We start from the raw sequence: 17,914 nt of genomic DNA on the forward strand, positions 1-17,914 counted from the left end.
GGGCCGCAAGATGACCGAAAAATCGGGAATGTCGCGCTATCTTGCTGTGAGTGATCCAGGCCATCGGATTGACCAGCAACCCCCGCAAGGAGCTTCCGCCCGCTGTCGACGACGTGTCCTTCGAGGTGCGCGCGGGCCGTGTCACGGCGCTCCTCGGAGCCCCGGGCGCGGGAAAGACGACGGCGTTGAAGCTCATGCTCGAACTCCAGCAGGGACGCGGAATCACCTACTTCAGAGGCCGCCCGCTGCACCGGATCGCACATCCGTCGCGTGAAGTCGGCGTGCTCCTGGGCGAGGTGCCGGGCCATCCCGCGCGCACGGTCCGCGGGCAGCTCCGCATGCTGTGCGCTGCCGCCGGTGTGCCGGTCCGGCGCGCCGACGAAGTTCTCGAAGTGGTCGGGCTCGTCAGCCTGCGCGACGAACGCCTGGGCACCCTCTCGCGCGGCATGGACCGCCGCCTCGCCCTGGCCTGCGCACTGCTGCCCGACCCGCACACCCTCGTCCTCGATGAACCCGGCGACGGGCTCTCCGTCGCGGAAGGGCGCTGGCTGCACGGGATTCTGCGCGCGCACGCGGACCAGGGCGGCACCGTGCTGTTCAGCACAGGCGATCCCAAGGAGGCCGCTCGGACAGCCGACCGGGTCATCACACTGGAGGAGGGTCGGCTCGTCGCCGACCAGGAGGCCGTGGACTTCGCCCGTACCCGGCTCCGCCCCCGGGTGGCCGTCTGCAGTCCGCACGCCGCCCGTCTCGGCGCCGTGCTCACCAAGGAGGCCCGCACCGCGCAGCGTTCCGTCGAGGTCGTGCGCGAGGACGGCAATCGGCTCTCGGTGTACGGCAGCACATGCGCCGACATCGGTGAGACCGCCTTCCGGCATGGCATCCTCGTACACCAACTCGCCGACGAGACCGGTGACATGGGGCCATGCGCCGCACTGCCCGTCGATGGCGACGCGCATGGGGGAGACGAGCCGCGCCCGGCCGGTTCGCCGACCGCGGAGGCCCCGCACCCGCTTCCGCCCCCCATCGCCGTACGCCAAGCTCCGAGCCCGCTGCGTCCGCTGCGCTACGAACTGCGGCGTGCCGCCGGAGTGGGCACCGGATACCTCGTCGCGGCCGCCGTGCTGGTCACCTCCGCCCTGCTGTCCGTACTTCTGGCCAGAATCGGTCACACACCCCAGCCGCGGCTCCTGGCCGCTTGGCCGCGGCAATGTCCCCTGCCGCCCGCGGCGCTCGGCGCGGGACTGCTCGGGGCGCTCGCCTTCGGCGAGGAATTCCGCCACCCCGCCCTGGCAGCGGACCGCGGCACCGTCCCCCGCCGCCTGGGACTGCTCGCCGCCAAACTCCTCGTCGCCTCGGCCACCGCGCTGACGCTGGCCTTCCTCACGGTGGGCTGCGACCTCGAAGTGCTCTACATCGTCTACGGGCGGGAGCTCGCCGGAGTTCCCGCCGACTGGCTTCCTCTGAGCGCGAGTTGGCTCGGCCTCATGGTGGGCTGCGCCTGGGCGGGGGTGCTGGCGGCGGGAATCTTCCGGTCCACCACCGCCGGGCTCGCGGCGGTGCTCGCCGTCCCGGTCGTCGTCGTACCCCTCGTACAAAAGACCTTGGCGGGACCGTCCGTACGGACGGCGGTCGGGTTTCCGGAGCGACTGCGCGAGGTCGTGCTGATGCAGTGGCCGTTCGGGGGAGAGCACTATCTGGCAGCGGGAACGCGACTGGTCGCCCAACCGGTGGGCGGTGCGCTGACGTTGTCGCTGGCCGCTCTGCTCTGCGTGTATCTGCTCACGACCCTGCGGAGCAGGGTCCGATGACGACTGTCCGCACCCTTCCGTTCCCGCCGTGCGCACAACTCCCCGGAGAACGCCCATTTCTTTCCGATAAGGCGTCAATTGCGACGGGGTGAGCGATCACCCTTTCGTGTGCTTTTCACCAAAGACCTCAAGGGAGTTGGAGACAGCGCCGACAAATGATCCGTGAGTACCCTTGCGCACACCATGATGACCGCCGCCCGCTCCGCAGACTCCGGCCTGGCCGGCCCGGGCGAACTAGACCGCTACCCCTATGCCGAGGCCCCTGGTGCCGAACGCGTAGGCGCCTCCGCGTGGGAGAGTGCTGAGCCGGAGCTGGGCCGCGTGGGCCGACGCGCCGCGGGCAGCCGCGGACGCGGACTGCACGGCCAGCTCGTCCAGCAGCTGGGCCAGATGATCGTCTCCGGCGACCTGGGAGCGGACCGCCCGCTCGTCCCCGAGGAGATCGGACAGCGGTTCGAGGTCTCTCGCACCGTCGTCCGCGAATCGCTCCGCGTCCTGGAGGCGAAGGGGCTGGTCAGCGCCCGCCCCAACGTCGGTACACGCGTACGCCCCGTCAGTGACTGGAATCTCCTCGACCCGGACATCATCGAGTGGCGGGCCTTCGGGCCGCAGCGCGACGACCAGCGGCGCGAGCTGACCGAGTTGCGCTGGACGATCGAGCCGCTCGCCGCTCGCCTCGCCGCGGGGCACGGGCGCGAGGAGGTCCAGCAGCGTCTCGGCGACATGGTCGAGATCATGGGCCACGCCATGGCGCAGGGTGACTCGCTCACCTTCTCGCGGGCCGACGCGGAGTTCCACTCGCTGCTCATCCAGGTCGCGGGCAACCGCATGCTGGAGCACCTCTCCGGGATCGTCTCGGCCGCGCTCCAGGTCTCCGGCGGCCCCGTCACCGGCTGCGACCGGCCGAACGAGACCTCCCTGGCGCACCACGGCCGGATCGTCGACGCCCTGGCCGCGGCCGACGGCGCGGCGGCCGAGACGGCCATGCGGCAGCTGCTCACCGTCCATCCCGAGGTGGAGCGCGTGGTGCCCGCACCGCGCGAGCACTGACCGCGCCCCGAGAGTGGCGCGGTCGGGGCGCGTGTGTCCTCTCGTGGCATCGCTTGGCCGGCGAACCATCTCCCGCCGGACCCCGTCGGATCCTTCCGGGATCCGGCGGGGCCCGGCGATGCGATGAGCCGATGAGCCCGTCGGATGAGGTGATGAACCCATCGTTTTGAGGTGATGAGTCCGTCGGCTGACCTTCTCTGACCGTATCTGGTCGCTTTTGGGTGCTTACGGGGTGTGACTCGGGCCACGCAGATTGGGCGTAACGCTCCTCGGCACTGCGCGATGACCTAAGAGGTGACAGCCGAGGAGGGAATACGGACGCCGTTTACGGCGCTGTGCATCTTCCCGGCCCCCGCCCGCGCCGTCGACCCATCCCCAGTCGGCGGTCGTCGGCTCCTGTCCACGGTGGACAGGGCCGGAAGCCGTTTTCCAACGTTCCGAGAGGTTGTTCGTGTCGGCCAGCACATCCCGTACGCTCCCGCCGGAGATCGCCGAGTCCGTCTCTGTCATGGCGCTCATCGAGCGGGGAAAGGCTGAGGGGCAGATCGCCGGCGATGACGTGCGTCGGGCCTTCGAAGCTGACCAGATTCCGGCCACTCAGTGGAAGAACGTACTGCGCAGCCTCAACCAGATCCTCGAGGAAGAGGGTGTGACGCTGATGGTCAGTGCCGCGGAGCCCAAGCGCACCCGAAAGAGCGTCGCAGCGAAGAGCCCGGCCAAGCGCACCGCCACCAAGACGGTGGCGGCGAAGACGGTGACCACCAAGAAGGCCACCGCCACCGCCGCCCCGGCAGTGCCCGTCGCGGACGATCCGGCTGAGGACGCGTCCGCCAACAAGGCCGTTGCCAAGAAGACGGTCGCCAAGAAGGCCGTCGCGAAGAAGACGGTCGCCAAGAAGACGGCGGCCAAGAAGACCACCGCCAAGAAGGACGACGTCGAGCTGATCGACGACGAGGCGGTCGAGGAGACCCCGGGCAAGCCGGGTGCCGAAGAGCCTGCCGAGGACGGCGCCCAGGGCTTCGTGCTGTCCGACGAGGACGAGGACGACGCGCCCGCGCAGCAGGTCGCCGCGGCCGGCGCCACCGCAGACCCGGTCAAGGACTACCTGAAGCAGATCGGCAAGGTCCCCCTGCTCAACGCCGAGCAGGAGGTCGAGCTCGCCAAGCGCATCGAGGCGGGCCTCTTCGCCGAGGACAAGCTGGCCAACGCCGACAAGCTCGCCCCGAAGCTCAAGCGCGAGCTGGAGATCATCGCCGAGGACGGTCGCCGAGCCAAGAACCACCTTCTGGAGGCCAACCTCCGTCTGGTGGTCTCCCTGGCCAAGCGCTACACCGGCCGCGGCATGCTCTTCCTGGACCTCATCCAGGAGGGCAACCTCGGTCTGATCCGCGCGGTCGAGAAGTTCGACTACACCAAGGGCTACAAGTTCTCCACGTACGCCACTTGGTGGATTCGTCAGGCGATCACCCGAGCGATGGCCGACCAGGCCCGCACCATCCGCATCCCGGTGCACATGGTCGAGGTCATCAACAAGCTCGCGCGCGTGCAGCGCCAGATGCTCCAGGACCTGGGCCGCGAGCCCACCCCGGAGGAGCTGGCCAAGGAGCTCGACATGACCCCTGAGAAGGTCATCGAGGTCCAGAAGTACGGTCGCGAGCCCATCTCGTTGCACACCCCGCTGGGCGAGGACGGTGACAGCGAGTTCGGTGACCTCATCGAGGACTCTGAGGCCGTCGTCCCGGCCGACGCGGTCAGCTTCACGCTCCTCCAGGAGCAGCTGCACTCCGTACTCGACACCCTGTCCGAGCGCGAGGCGGGCGTCGTCTCCATGCGTTTCGGTCTCACCGACGGTCAGCCGAAGACCCTCGACGAGATCGGCAAGGTGTACGGCGTCACGCGTGAGCGGATCCGCCAGATCGAGTCCAAGACGATGTCGAAGCTGCGTCACCCGTCGCGCTCGCAGGTGCTGCGCGACTACCTCGACTAGATCTCGGCCGCACACACACCGAGGGCCCGACTCCCGCTGGGGAGCCGGGCCCTCGGTGTGTGTGCGGAGTGCGCGTTGTCGCGTACTGGATCACTCTGGGTGTTCCATAACCATCTCAGAGTGAGGAGCGCACATGCGTCGCCCTTTCGCCTCAGCGCTGGCCCTTGCGGTCGCCGCGGCCGTGATACCGCTGGCGTCCCCCGCCCCGGCCGCGACCAATGACGTCATCATCGGGGGCTATCCGGTCGACATCTCCCAGAGTCCGTGGATGGTCGCGCTGTCCAGCCGTGACCGGTTCGGGGGTACGCGGGCGGGGCAATTCTGCGGCGGCGTGGTCATCGGCCCGTCGCAAGTGCTGACCGCGGCCCACTGTCTGAGTCCGGTCGTGCTGGGGGCGCCACCGCAACAGATCCGCGACCTGAAGGTTATTGCGGACCGTACCGACCTGCTGTCCACCAAGGGCAAGGAGGTCCCGGTGCGAGACACCTGGGTCAACCCGGAGTACGACGCCGCCACGAACGCCGGGGACTTCGCCGTACTCACCCTCGCCTCCCCGCTGCCCGAGAGCTCGGTCATTCGCATGGCCCCCTCCGGGGATCCCGCGTACGCACCCGATACGACTGCTGTGGTCTACGGCTGGGGCGATACGACGGGAGCCGGCGACTACGTGCTCAGTCTGCGGGCCGCGTCCGTGAAGGTGCTGTCCGACGCCGTCTGTGAGCGGGCGTATCCGGGCGGCGTCGACGGAACCTATCGGGCCGGCTCCATGCTGTGCTCCGGGGAGACCGCGGGCGGGCGGGATGCCTGCCAGGGCGACAGCGGCGGCCCGCTGGTAGCCAAGGGGCGGCTGATCGGGCTTGTGTCGTGGGGCAACGGCTGCGCGCAGGCAGGAAGCCCCGGGGTCTACGCGCGCGTCTCGGACGTCATCAGAAAGCTGGGCCCGAGCCGCTGAGGGCGCGGCGGGCGGCAGCGGTACGGGAAGGCCGCCGTTTCGAGCTCGCGGAGGCCGTATGAGCCGTGGGCGCGTGGAGTGTGTGGAGGCGCCCGTACGAGCCGTGGGCACGTGGGCCCCGGAGGCCGAGGCGGTGAGCCGCGGGTGCGTGAAGCCCGTGGACGCGCTGTGCGAACCCTGGGTACATGAAGCCTACGGAGGCACTGCGCGAGCCGTCGGCGCGTGGAGTCCGCGGGAGCCCTACGGTCACAGGGGGCCACGCGGACGCGGTACGCATACGGGCGGCCACCCCCAGTAGCAGGGGTGGCCGCCCGTACACCGGCCTATGCCGGAGCTGGCTCGTCGTTGATGCGAAGTGTCAGCGCTCTTCGTCGTTGGACGTCGCCGGGACCGACGTCAGTCGCTCCGTCTCGTCCTGTATCTCAGCGGCGATCTTCTTGAGTTCCGGCTCAAATTTGCGCCCGTGGTGGGCACAGAAGAGCAGTTCACCGCCGCTGAGGAGGACGACGCGCAGATATGCCTGGGCGCCGCAACGGTCGCAGCGGTCAGCGGCCGTCAGCGGGCTCGCGGGGGTCAGAACAGTAGTCACGTCGCCTCTTCTCTAGCTCGACGAGCTGTCGTACCAGGGTCAACATCCAACCAGGCCGAAAACGTTCCCGCTCGTGGCTTTTCCTCGAAAAATTCTTCCGGGGCGGCTGTCTGCTGCCGGGTGGCGGCGAATGAGCCGTATTGCGTGTCTTCGTGTCTTACGGGTTCGCGCAGTCTGTCAGGTTCGGTCCCCCCGGCTGGGTTGCCGGTTGTTCATGAGGACGTGCCCGGAGCCTAAATGGTTCATGCCTGGAAGGGAACGTGATATGTACTTCACTCCATCGAGGGATCGAACACTCATACGACCCTGGACTAGTCTGAGTTCATGCGAGGGTGGCGTTACAACGGCTCTACCAGGCCTCGGTACCCTCTGAGCGGTGACCGAAGCCGGCCCCTTACCCAAAAGGGCCCCATCTGAAATTCAGCGAGGAGCGAACCGCGTGACCGCCGACACGTCCGTGCCGTCCACAGCGTTGCTGACCGGAGCAGACCGGGACGGTTCCAACTACACCGCGCGGCACCTGCTCGTCCTTGAGGGGCTCGAGGCCGTGCGCAAGCGCCCGGGCATGTACATCGGCTCGACCGACAGCCGCGGTCTGATGCACTGCCTCTGGGAGATCATCGACAACTCCGTGGACGAGGCCCTGGGGGGCTACTGCGACCACATCGAGGTGATCCTGCACGACGACGCCTCGGTGGAGGTGCGGGACAACGGCCGCGGCATCCCGGTCGACGTGGAGCCCAAGACCGGCATGTCCGGCGTCGAGGTCGTGATGACCAAGCTGCACGCCGGCGGCAAGTTCGGCGGCGGCTCGTACGCGGCCTCCGGCGGTCTGCACGGCGTGGGCGCCTCCGTGGTGAACGCGCTCTCCGCCCGCCTGGACGTCGAGGTGGACCGCGGCGGTCACACCCATGCGGTGAGCTTCCGTCGTGGCACCCCGGGAGCGTTCAAGGCGGACGGTCCCGATGCTGCCTTCGACGCGACGAGTGGGCTCCGCAAGCTCAAGCGGATCCCCAAGACCCGCACCGGCACGCGCGTGCGCTACTGGGCCGACCGCCAGATCTTCCTCAAGGATGCCAAGCTCTCCCTCGAGGGCCTGCATCAGCGCGCCCGCCAGACCGCCTTCCTGGTGCCTGGCCTGACCATCGTCGTCCGTGACGAGTTCGGGCTCGGCGAGGGTGGCAGCAAGGGGGAGGAGTCCTTCCGCTTCGACGGCGGCATCAGCGAGTTCTGCGAGTACCTGGCCACCGACAAGCCCGTCTGCGACGTCCTCCGCTTCTCCGGGCAGGGCATCTTCAAGGAGACCGTCCCGGTCTTGGACGAGCACGGGCAGATGACGCCGACCGAGGTCACCCGTGAGCTCGGCGTCGACGTGGCACTGCGCTGGGGTACTGGCTACGACACGAACCTCAAGTCGTTCGTGAACATCATCGCCACGCCCAAGGGCGGCACCCACGTCGCGGGCTTCGAGCAGGCTGTCACCAAGACGATGCTCGAGGTGCTGCGAGCCAAGAAGCTGCTGCGCGTCGCCGAAGACGACATCGTCAAGGATGACGCCCTGGAGGGCCTGACCGCCGTCGTCACCGTGCGCCTCGCCGAGCCGCAGTTCGAGGGCCAGACCAAGGAGGTCCTCGGCACCTCGGCGGCCCGCCGCATCGTGACGAACGTGGTGTCGAAGGAGCTCAAGGCGTTCCTGACCTCCACGAAGCGGGACGCGGCCGCGCAGGCCCGGGTCGTCATGGAGAAGGCCGTCGCCGCCGCGCGTACGCGGATCGCGGCCCGCCAGCACAAGGACGCACAGCGCCGGAAGACGGCCCTCGAGTCCTCCTCGCTGCCCGCCAAGCTCGCGGACTGCCGCAGTGACGACGTCGAGCGCAGCGAGCTGTTCATCGTCGAGGGTGACTCTGCACTCGGTACGGCGAAGCTCGCCCGGAACTCCGAGTTCCAGGCGCTGCTGCCGATCCGGGGCAAGATCCTCAACGTTCAGAAGGCGTCCGTGACGGACATGCTCAAGAACGCCGAGTGCGGGGCGATCATCCAGGTCATAGGGGCGGGATCCGGCCGGACCTTCGATATCGACGCGGCGCGGTACGGGAAGATCATCCTGCTCGTCGACGCCGATGTCGACGGAGCGCACATCCGGATTCTGCTGCTGACGCTGTTCCAGCGGTACATGCGGCCGATGGTCGAGGCGGGGCGGGTCTTCGCGGCGGTGCCGCCGCTGCACCGCATCGAGCTGAGCCAGCCGAAGAAGGGGCAGGACAAGTACGTGTATACGTACTCGGACCGTGAGCTGCGCGAGACGCTGCTGGAGCTGCAGCGCAAGAACGTGCGCTACAAGGACTCGATCCAGCGCTACAAGGGTCTTGGCGAGATGGACGCCGATCAGCTGGCCGAGACGACGATGGACCCGCGGTACCGGACGCTGCGGCGGATCAACATTTCGGATCTTGAGGCGTCCGAGCAGGTGTTTGATCTGCTGATGGGCAACGATGTGGCTCCTCGCAAGGAGTTCATCTCCAGCTCTGCGGCGACGTTGGACCGGTCGCGCATCGACGCGTAGGCGCTGCGCTTGTGGGTGGGTCGGGCCGTGCCGGTGCGTCGGCCCCCGCCGCCGGATCAGACGTGAGTCGGCAAGGGAGCCGCTGCCGGATCCGAACGTGAGCGACGGACTTGCGACGCACCGGTGCGGCCCCTTGCACCGGTGATGGGGCGGCTGCGGGTGGGTGGAGCCCCAGAGATGGGACAGGTCGGGGCGGCGAGCGGCTGGAACCTCGTCCGGTGGGCAGCGGGGGCGCGCCGGACTCCACCCGCGGGTGGAGGTGCTGGGCGGTTGCGGATCCACCCACGATCCACCCCGGCTCCGATCTGCTGACCTGCCGGTTTCCGTAGCGTCGAAGGCGTCGACAGCGCTCGCTGTCGGTACCCGCTCTTCCTCGTGATGGAGGCCGTGATGTCCGGGCTCGTCAATGCCCTGGTGATCCTCGCCGTAGTTGTTCTGGTCGTCGCACGCCAGTTCCGTACGCGCAGGATCAACACGGACAGGCGCTGGTGGATCGTGCCGGCCATCCTGGCCGTGATGGCTCTGCGGGAGCCGGGGCTGATCGACCCGCACCATCGGACCGAGGCGAGCCTCCTTCTCGGGGCCGAACTGCTCATCGGGCTGGCCACCGGGGTGGCCTGGGCATGGACGACACGGATATGGGCGGCGCCGGACGGCGCGGTGTGGAGCAAAAGCACCAAGGCCAGCGCGGCCGTCTGGGGCGTGGGTATAGGGCTGCGCCTGGGACTGTTCGGCATGGGGGTCCTGCTGGGCGTGCACCAGAACAGCTCCGCCCTGCTGCTCGCTCTCGCGGTCACCCTGCTGGTCCGCTCCGCGCTCCTGGTCTGGCGGTCGCAGTCGCTGCCCCCGGTGGAGGCGCAGGGCGCGGCGTACGGTGACGCTGTGCCCCAGTCCTCGTGGAAGGAACGCGTGTGACGGAGAACTCCTGGAGGCGCTGGCCCTCCCGAGAGGCGCTCTCCCGAGCGGGATTGCCCATGGCCAGGCGTGGCCTCGCCTGGGCCGCGCGCCTCTTCGCCCTCGGACTGCTCCTGTGGACGACGTTCACGGACAGCGATCTGAGCGGCTGGGGCACCGCGGTGGCCGTTCTGGGAGTCCTTGCCTGCGGACTCGGTGCCTGGGCCTTCTGGCGGACGACGCTCGAACACCGTCTGCTGCCCTCCCTGGGGCTGCTCGCGCTGCTGCTCGCGATCGCGACGGTGGGGGAGAACATGGGCTTCCGGGTTCCGGCCATCGTCCTGTGGTGCGGGTGTGCCATCAGCGCCATAGAGAGGCTTCCTCTCGCGGCAGCGCTGCCCGCCACCTCCGTGGCGCTGAGCGCGTACGCGGCGGTCAACAACGACGTGTGGCTGACCACGGCGGCCACCGCCACGGGGCTCGCCCTGGCCGGATACGTGCTGCGCCTCGACGCGGAGGCCCGCGGCAGTGCCCAGCGGTTGCTCGCCCAGGAGCGCGCGGCGCGAGCGGCCGAGACGGAGTCGGCGGCGCTCGCGGAGCGGGCCAGGATCGCACGGGAGATCCACGACGTGCTCGCGCACAGCCTCTCGGCGCAGCTCGTGCATCTGGAGGCGGCCCGGCTGCTGATCGAGCGGGGCGACGACCGGGAGAAGATTCTCGAACGGGTCGTGGCGGCACGGGGGATGGCCCGTGAGGGGCTTGCCGAGACCGGGCTAGCGCTCTCCGCCCTGCGGGGCGAGATGTCCCCGGTGGAGGACTTCCTGAGCGAGCTGGTCGCCACGACCGACGGGGCCGACGTCACCGTGACGGGTGAACGGCAGCCGTTGCCGGCCGAGGCCTCGCAGGCGGTGCGCAGGGTGGCGCAGGAGGCTCTGACGAACGTCCGTAAGCACGCGCCGGGCGCCAAGATCCACGTACGGCTCGAGTACGACGAGCACGAAGTGACGCTGGACGTACGGGACTCGGGGGGGCCGCCCGGCGAGCTGAGCGGCGCGGGGGCCGGGTACGGTCTGCTGGGCATGCGGGAGCGTGCCGAGCTGCTGGGCGGCTCGTTGGAGGCGGGGCCGAACGAGGAGGGGTTCGTGGTGACGCTGAAGGTGCCCGTATGACGGAGGAGGAGGCCGGAAAGCCGGCGCGGGTCGTGGTGGCGGACGACCAGACTGTGGTGCGCGAGGGCATTGTGATGCTGCTGGGCCTGCTGCCGGGGATCGAGGTCGTCGGCGCGGCCAGGGACGGTGACGAAGCCGTGGCACTCGTTGCCGAACTCGCCCCGGACGTCGTGCTGATGGATCTGCGCATGCCCCGCTGCGACGGCGTCGAGGCGACCCGGCGCATCCGCGTCGAGCATCCGGGGACGCAGGTCGTCGTGCTCACCACATACGCGGACGACGAGTCGCTGTTTCCCGCGCTCAGAGCGGGTGCCCGCGGATATCTCACCAAGGACGCGGGCGGCGACGAGATCGTGCGCGCGGTGGAGAGCGTGCTGTCCGGGGAGGCGGGGCTCTCGCCGAGCATCCAGCGGCGGCTGCTGGAGCGGCTGTCGGAGCCGGAGCCCGCGGCGGATACGCCCGTGGAGGCGCCCGATGGGCTCACCGTGCGCGAGACAGAGGTGCTGCTGTTGATCGCCGAGGGACTCACCAATCAGGAGATCGCCCGCAAGCTGCATGTCTCCACCGCCACAGTGAAGACCCACATCAACAACCTCTTCGCCAAGACGGGGCTCAAGGACCGTGCTCAGGCCGTGCGTTACGCCTATGGGAAGGGTCTCGTACGACCACCGGCGAGCTGAGTCACCTGATGGGGTGAAGAGCGCGGAGAGAAGAGTCCGGGATCTTCCTGATCTGTCCATCCTTGGGCGCGTGGCCGGAAAAGGGCCGCGGACAAGGAGAGTTCGGTGGAGAAGCACGACGGTCGCGACACCGGGAAGGCCCGGTTCGACGACCCCTGGTACGACGCGCTCGCCTCAGGCTGGGGCGAGTTGGACGGTACGGGCGCGCCCGCTCCCGCTGTGCCGTCCGCGTGCCCGGAGCAGGAAGGCCGCACGGACGGGGCGGCCGACGTCTATCTGGAGGTGCAGCGCAGTGCGGCCTTCCAGGAGGTGCGCAGCCGGTACCTGAGGTTCGTGGTCCCAGGCGTCGCCGTGTTCTTCACCTGGTACGTGGGCTATGTGGTGACCGCGACGACGGCGCCCGGGTTCATGGCCCGGCCGGTCGCCGGCGCCGTGAACGTGGCGATGGTGGCGGGGCTCGGGCAGTTCCTCACCACGTTCCTGTTCACCTGGGCGTACGCACGGCATGCGCGGCTGCACAGGGACCGGGCCGCGCTCGACCTGCGCTGGGACACCCAGGAGCTGACGCGGAGCGTCAGAGGTGATGAGCGATGACCGGCAACCATCAGACGCTGGCACTGCTGCTGTTCAGCGCGTTCGTGGCGGTGACGCTGGCGATCACGACATGGGTGAGTCGCAACCGGCATGGTTCGGCGGAGGAGTTCTATGTCGGCGGGCGGTTGTTCTCGCCGATGGAGAATGGTTTTGCCATCTCGGGCGACTACATGTCGGCGGCGTCCTTCCTGGGGGTCACAGGGCTTATCTCGCTGTATGGCTACGACGGGTTGTTGTACGTCGTGGGGTTTCTCGTCGCCTGGCTCGTCGTTCTGTTTCTGGTCGCCGAACTGGTGCGCAACTGCGGGCGGTTCACCATCGCCGACGTTGTCGCGGCCCGGATGAGCGAGCGGCCGGTGCGGATCGCGGTGGGAACTTCCTCGGTGACCGTGTCCGTTCTGTATCTGGTGGCGCAGATGGTGGGTGCGGGCAGCCTGGTCGCGCTGCTGCTGGGAGGTACGAGCGAGGCGGCGCGGAACTGGACGGTGATCGGCGTCGGCGCGCTCATGGTGATCTATGTGTCGCTGGGAGGGATGCGGGCCACCACATGGATTCAGATCGTCAAGGCGGTTCTGTTGCTGAGTGGTTCCATCGCGTTGACCGTGCTTGTCCTGGTGCGGTTTCACGGGGACGTCGATCAGCTGTTGCGTTCGGCGGCGGAGCGCAGCGGGCACGGTGACGCGTTTCTCGCACCCGGGCTGAAGTATGGCGGGGACTGGACGGCACGCCTCGATTTCATCAGCCTGGGCCTCGCACTCGTGCTCGGCACGGCCGGGCTGCCGCACATCCTGTCGCGGTTCTACACCGTGCCGACCGCGCGGGCCGCACGGCGCTCGGTGGTCTGGTCGATCGGGCTCATCGGGGGCTTCTACCTGATGACGATCGTGCTGGGTTTCGGCGCGGCGGCGATCGTCGGTCCGGAGGCAGTGCGTGGGTCGAACACGGCGGGGAACACGGCGGTTCCGCTGCTCGCGCTCAATCTGGGCGGCGGTGCCAATTCAGCCGGAGGAACGGTTCTCTTCGCGGTCGTCGCGGCCATCGCCTTCGCCACGATCCTCGCGGTCGTCGCTGGAATCACCCTGGCGTCCTCGGTATCGGTGGCTCACGATCTCTACGCTTCGCTGCGACGCAGGCATGCGAAGCCCCGCAGCGAGGTCGCCGTGGCGCGTACCGCGGCGGTGGGCATCGGAGTCGTCGCGATCGCGCTCGGGCTGCTGGCCCGCGATCTCAACGTGGCCTTCCTGGTGGGTCTCGCCTTCGCGGTCGCCGCCTCCGCAAACCTGCCGGTGCTGTTGTATTCGTTGTTCTGGCGGAGCTTCACGACGCGCGGCGCGGTGTGGGCCGTATACGGCGGCCTCTTGCCCGCGCTGCTGTTCGTCCTGCTGTCGCCGGTCGTGTCCGGGAGCCCCGATTCGCTGTTCCCGAGCGTGGACTTCCAGTACTTCCCGCTGCAGAACCCCGGCCTGGTGTCGATTCCGCTCGGCTTTCTCGCGGGCTGGCTGGGCACGGTCACCTCGGCGGAGCCACCGGATGCGGCCAAGCACGCGGAGACCGAGGTGCGGTCCTTGACGGGTGCCGGTGCGGTCTGAGGGCGCCTGCCGTACCCCTCGTCCAGCCTCTACATGCAGACGGACTGGGTGAACGGCCACAAGGAAACGGTCCAGAAGCTGGCCAACGCCTTCGTGAAGACCCTCAAGTGGATGGCCACGCACAGCGCGTCCGAGATCGCCGCCAAGATGCCCGCCGACTACTCCCAGGGCAACAAGACGCTCTACGCCACCGCCATCCAGAGCACGCTGCCGATGTTCACCAAGGACGGCGTCATGCCCGTGGACGGCCCCGAGACCGTCGAAAGGGTGCTCAAGGCGTTCAACCCCAACATCAAGAACGCCAAGGTGGACCTGAGCAAGACATACACCACGGAGTTCGTGAAGAAGGCTGCCGCTGGCTGACGCCGCCATTGGGTGACGCCGCCACTGGCTGAGATTGGGCGCGGCAGCCTTCCCCTCGCCCCTTCCTCTGCCCCTTCGGCCGTGCCCTCAGGTGCGGGTCGCCCAGACGTAGCGATGCTCCGGGCGGCCCGCGTCGCCGTATTTGAGGGTCAGCCTGGCCCGTCCCGTGCGCTCCAGGAGCTTCAGATAGCGCTGGGCAGTCTGGCGGCTCAGTCCCGTCTCCTCGGCGATCTCCTGGGCGGACAGCGGCCCCTGGGCGTTCACCAGTGCGTGGCGTACGAGCTCCGCGGTCGTGGGGGAGTGTCCCTTGGGCAGGTTCGGCTCAGCGCTCGCCGACAGGGCGCCGAAGATCCGGTCCACCTGGGCCTGTTCGGTCTCGCCGCCGCCGTCGAGGGTACGGCGCAGATCCGCGTACGCCTCCAGCTTGGCGCGCAGGCCCGCGAAGGCGAACGGTTTGATCAGGTACTGCAGCGCGCCCTGCCGCATCGCCGCCTGGACGGTCGAGATGTGACGGGCCGCGGTCACCATGATGACGTCGGTCTGGTGGCCGCGCCGACGCATCTCCTGGACGACCGCGAGGCCCGTCTCGTCCGGCAAGTAGTGGTCCATCAGGACGAGGTCCAGGTACGGCAGGGTCTCCATCCGGTGCAGCGCCTCGGCCGCGCTGTGCGCCTCGCCCGCGACATGGAAGCCGGGCACCTTCTCGACGTACGCGGCGTTCACGCGCGCGACCCGGGTGTCGTCGTCCACGACCAGCACCTCGATCATCGCGGCTCCTCCTTGGTGGTCGTGGTGGTCGTGGTCGTGGCGGTGGTGTGTCCTGCGAACGGCGTCGGCCCTGGCACGAGTTCCGGTCGGGCGAGTTCACGCTCCGCTCCCGGCGCGAGGCCGGCTTCCGTGAGCGCCTCCGGCAGTACGACCGTGAACTTCGCGCCTCCTCCGTCGGCCTCGGCAACCTCCGCGCTGCCCCCCCTGCCGCTCGGCGAACCGACGCACCAGGGAGAGACCGATCCCGCGCTTGCCGTGCGCCGGTGGCTTCTTGGTCGACCACCCGTCCGTGAAGATCAACTCTCGGCGCTCCACCGGAACCCCGGGCCCGGTGTCCCGTACGCGCAGCGCGGCCGTGCGTCCGGCGGTGCGCAATTCGACCTCCACGCGCGCGTGCGGGGTGCCCGCGACGGCGTCGAGTGCGTTGTCGACCAGATTGCCGACGACGGTGACCAGTCCTCGCGGGTCGACCAGCCGGTCTGGCAGCAGGGTCCCGTCCGAGATCCACAGGGCCACCCCGCGCTCGGCCGCGACCGTGGCCTTGCCGACCAGCAGGGCGGCGAGCAGCGGATCGTGGATCTTCTCGGTCGCCTGCTCCGCGGTGACCCGGTGGTCGCCGACCACCTCGCCGACGAACTCCACTGCGTCGTCGTACATCTCCAGCTCCAGCAGCCCCAGGACCGTGTGCATCCGGTTGGCGTGCTCGTGGTCCTGGGCACGCAGGGCGTCGATCAGACCGCGCGTGGAGTCGAGTTCGCGCCCGAGCTGCTCCAGTTCGGTGCGGTCGCGCAGGGTGGCCACGGCGCCGCCGTCGTCGGTGGGCATGCGGTTGGCGACCAGGACGCGCTGACCGCGCACGGTCAGCAGATCCGTGCCGCTGACCCGGCCGGCCAGCACATCGGTCGTACGGCCCGGCCCGAGCACGTCGTCGAGCGGCTGCCCGATGGCCTCCGTGTCGAGCCCGAGCAGGCGGTGCGCCTCGTCGTTGAGGAGGCGTACGCGGCCGGCGCGGTCCAGGGCGATGACGCCCTCCCGGATGCCGTGCAGCATTGCCTCGCGCTCCGCGAGCAGCGCCGAGATATCGGAGAAGGCCAGGTCGCGGGTCTGCCGCTGGACCCGCCGGGAGAGCAGATACGCGGCGAACGCACCGACGGCCAGTGCCCCGCCCGCGTACGCGAAGAGTCCCGGGATCGCATGGATCAGCCGGGCCCGCACACTGTCGTACTTGATGCCCACCGAGACCGCGCCGATGATGCGCCCTTCGGCGTCGCGCAACGGCACCTTGCCGCGGGCCGAGCGCCCCAGCGTGCCACTGCCGATCTCCATGACGTCCTTGCCGGCCAGGGCCTGGCGGGGGTCGGTCGAGACGACCTTGCCGATCTGCGTGGTGTCCTTGTGCGACCAGCGCACCCAGTGCATGTTCATCACCACGACGTACTCGGCCCCGCTGGCCTTGCGGATGCGTTCCGCGGCGATCTGTACGGGGCCGTTCACGGACGGCAGGGTCGTCTGCAGGTCCTTGGCGATCTGCGGCTGGGCCGCCGTGGTCTGCGCGATCGCGAGCGCGCGGCGCATGGCCTGGTCGTCGAGCTGGGCGCTGAGCGGGGCCAGGAACAGCCCCGTCGCGAGCACGGCGACACCGGCGGCTATCGCCACCTGCATCAGCAGTACCTGCGAGAACACCCGCCGCGGCAGACCGAGGCGCAGTCGTCGTGCGGGGGGAGTGGGGCTCATACCCATGACCGTACGGGGGAGGGCGCGCCGCGCCGTGGGGAGTGTGGGGTGGATCTCTTGAGCGCAGTGTGGGGAAGCTGTGGTCATTGGGGTGCGGGGGTCGCTGCTCAGAGGTCGTGGTCAGCGGGGTACGGGTAGGGGGACCCCCATGGGGGAGCCCGAGTTCAGCAGGGCGCGGGGACGGCCGCCCGGGACAGCTCCCGTACGGCCACCACGTCCATCCGGGCCGGGGAACCCAGCGCCGAGCCGCAGCTCTCCGGGCGGGGCGGCAGCGAGGCGCCCCGCGCGACGATGACGCGCCACAGGCGCCCGTCGGTGTGGGCGACGGTCACCTCCCAGCGCGGCGCTGTGCCCTCTGTGCGGACGACGCTGAGGGCGTCCGCCGCGTGCTCTCCGCCGGCCGTGCGCACGGCCAGCTCGGCCGCCTGCCCGGGGCGCTCCCATGCCGAGTTGCCACGGCATCCCTCGGTGACGACGCGCCCCTCCCGGACGCCCTGGAGGATCTCCTTGACGGCGTGGGCCTCGGCCCGCCCGTACGCGTATCCGTACGGCAGGACGAGCAGCGTGGGTGAGAAGCGGTGACCGCCGAGGTGGGTGACCTCCCACGCGCCCTCCACCCCGGAGGCGGCCAGCTCGGCCGCGAGGGGCCGGCCGAGCAGGGCGCAGCAGCGGTCGTGCTTGCCGTTGGTGCAGACGAGCGCGAGCGGGTCGCCCGCGTGGCGCCGCCCCTGGAGAGCCGTGTCGAAGGTCTGGGGGTTTCCCGTGCCGAGTGCGGTGAAGTCCAGGTCGAGCAACTGCTCGGGGGTGGACGTCGTGGCGCTGTGCAGCCAGGTGTTGCCCGGACTGGTGTGAGCCGCGTACACATGGCGCTCGGCGGGCGTACCGCAGTCGGCGTGCCGTCCGGGGCGGCGGATGAGCGCGATGCGCACCCCGGTGTCCTGGGCGGCCGCTTCGAGCGCGCGACCGAGCGCCGGGTCCAGGTGGCTCGACGTGAGCGCCTTGGCACCCCAGGGGCCGGGCTGTTCAAGGAGCAGCCATGTCCTCGCGGTCGCCGCGGTCCCCGCGAGGGGCTCGTCGAGGTCCCGGGACGCGGTCGTGCACGTACTCACAGAGGTGAGCCTAACCTGACTTCGTGCGGGGTGAATTCCGACCGCGTATCCGGGGGCGCACT

General features: G+C 69.5%; 13 protein-coding genes and 2 pseudogenes. 11 read left to right on the plus strand and 4 right to left on the minus strand.

Features of this window, described 5'->3' with window-relative positions:
* Positions 1 to 50: 50 nt before the first annotated feature.
* From OG747_RS32775 to OG747_RS32790, 4 genes are all read left to right on the plus strand, one after another.
* Positions 51 to 1,811, plus strand: a complete 1,761-nt coding sequence (locus OG747_RS32775) for an ATP-binding cassette domain-containing protein (RefSeq protein WP_405882976.1) — start codon at positions 51 to 53, stop codon at positions 1,809 to 1,811.
* A 162-nt stretch (positions 1,812 to 1,973) separates the two neighbouring features.
* A complete protein-coding gene (locus OG747_RS32780; protein ID WP_405882977.1) occupies positions 1,974 to 2,861 on the plus strand; it encodes a FadR/GntR family transcriptional regulator in 888 nt (295 codons plus the stop codon).
* A gap of 451 nt (positions 2,862 to 3,312) precedes the next feature.
* Entirely contained in the window at positions 3,313 to 4,848 is a 1,536-nt protein-coding gene (locus OG747_RS32785; RefSeq protein WP_405882978.1) for an RNA polymerase sigma factor, read from the plus strand.
* 133 nt (positions 4,849 to 4,981) lie between these two features.
* Positions 4,982 to 5,800, plus strand: coding sequence for a serine protease (locus OG747_RS32790; protein ID WP_405882979.1), 819 nt, complete (start codon positions 4,982 to 4,984; stop codon positions 5,798 to 5,800).
* Between the two features lie 358 nt (positions 5,801 to 6,158).
* On the opposite strand, the gene OG747_RS32795 is transcribed toward OG747_RS32790, so the two are convergent.
* The gene (locus tag OG747_RS32795; RefSeq protein WP_075030622.1) at positions 6,159 to 6,389 is read right to left on the minus strand and encodes a hypothetical protein; all 231 of its coding nucleotides are present in this window, start codon (positions 6,387 to 6,389) and stop codon (positions 6,159 to 6,161) included.
* 439 nt (positions 6,390 to 6,828) lie between these two features.
* Here OG747_RS32795 and OG747_RS32800 point away from each other — a divergent pair, with 439 nt between their 5' ends.
* From OG747_RS32800 to OG747_RS32830, 7 genes and pseudogenes are all read left to right on the plus strand, one after another.
* Positions 6,829 to 8,952: a type IIA DNA topoisomerase subunit B gene (locus OG747_RS32800; RefSeq protein WP_405882980.1), complete on the plus strand. Its 2,124-nt coding sequence runs from the start codon at positions 6,829 to 6,831 to the stop codon at positions 8,950 to 8,952.
* Positions 8,953 to 9,342: 390 nt separating this feature from the next.
* The gene (locus tag OG747_RS32805; RefSeq protein ID WP_405882981.1) at positions 9,343 to 9,867 is read left to right on the plus strand and encodes a DUF1453 domain-containing protein; all 525 of its coding nucleotides are present in this window, start codon (positions 9,343 to 9,345) and stop codon (positions 9,865 to 9,867) included.
* Positions 9,864 to 11,015, plus strand: coding sequence for a sensor histidine kinase (locus OG747_RS32810; RefSeq protein ID WP_405882982.1), 1,152 nt, complete (start codon positions 9,864 to 9,866; stop codon positions 11,013 to 11,015). Before OG747_RS32805 ends, OG747_RS32810 begins: the two co-directional genes overlap by 4 nt.
* A complete protein-coding gene (locus OG747_RS32815; protein ID WP_405882983.1) occupies positions 11,012 to 11,695 on the plus strand; it encodes a response regulator in 684 nt (227 codons plus the stop codon). The genes OG747_RS32810 and OG747_RS32815 overlap by 4 nt, the downstream gene beginning before the upstream one ends.
* Positions 11,696 to 11,800: 105 nt before the next feature.
* A complete protein-coding gene (locus OG747_RS32820; protein ID WP_405882984.1) occupies positions 11,801 to 12,289 on the plus strand; it encodes a DUF485 domain-containing protein in 489 nt (162 codons plus the stop codon).
* Positions 12,286 to 13,878 (plus strand): cation acetate symporter, encoded by a 1,593-nt coding sequence (locus OG747_RS32825; RefSeq protein ID WP_405882985.1) that lies wholly within the window; start codon positions 12,286 to 12,288, stop codon positions 13,876 to 13,878. The genes OG747_RS32820 and OG747_RS32825 overlap by 4 nt, the downstream gene beginning before the upstream one ends.
* Positions 13,879 to 13,887: 9 nt before the next feature.
* Positions 13,888 to 14,241 (plus strand): annotated as a pseudogene (locus OG747_RS32830) (ABC transporter substrate-binding protein); the annotation flags it as partial.
* Between the two features lie 87 nt (positions 14,242 to 14,328).
* Here OG747_RS32830 and OG747_RS32835 read toward each other — a convergent pair.
* The 3 genes and pseudogenes from OG747_RS32835 to OG747_RS32845 all read right to left on the minus strand — a co-directional run bounded on the left by OG747_RS32835 (position 14,329) and on the right by OG747_RS32845 (position 17,852).
* Positions 14,329 to 15,009, minus strand: coding sequence for a response regulator (locus OG747_RS32835; protein WP_405882986.1), 681 nt, complete (start codon positions 15,007 to 15,009; stop codon positions 14,329 to 14,331).
* Positions 15,006 to 16,743, minus strand: a pseudogene (locus tag OG747_RS32840) (ATP-binding protein). The gene OG747_RS32835 and the pseudogene OG747_RS32840 overlap by 4 nt, the downstream one beginning before the upstream one ends.
* A 164-nt stretch (positions 16,744 to 16,907) precedes the next feature.
* Positions 16,908 to 17,852 carry a sucrase ferredoxin gene (locus tag OG747_RS32845; protein ID WP_405882987.1) on the minus strand — a complete coding sequence of 315 codons (945 nt, stop codon included), beginning with the start codon at positions 17,850 to 17,852 and terminating at the stop codon, positions 16,908 to 16,910.
* Between the last annotated feature and the right edge of the window lie 62 nt (positions 17,853 to 17,914).

The organism is Streptomyces sp. NBC_01384 (genome assembly GCF_045040035.1).
GTDB lineage: Bacteria > Actinomycetota > Actinomycetes > Streptomycetales > Streptomycetaceae > Streptomyces.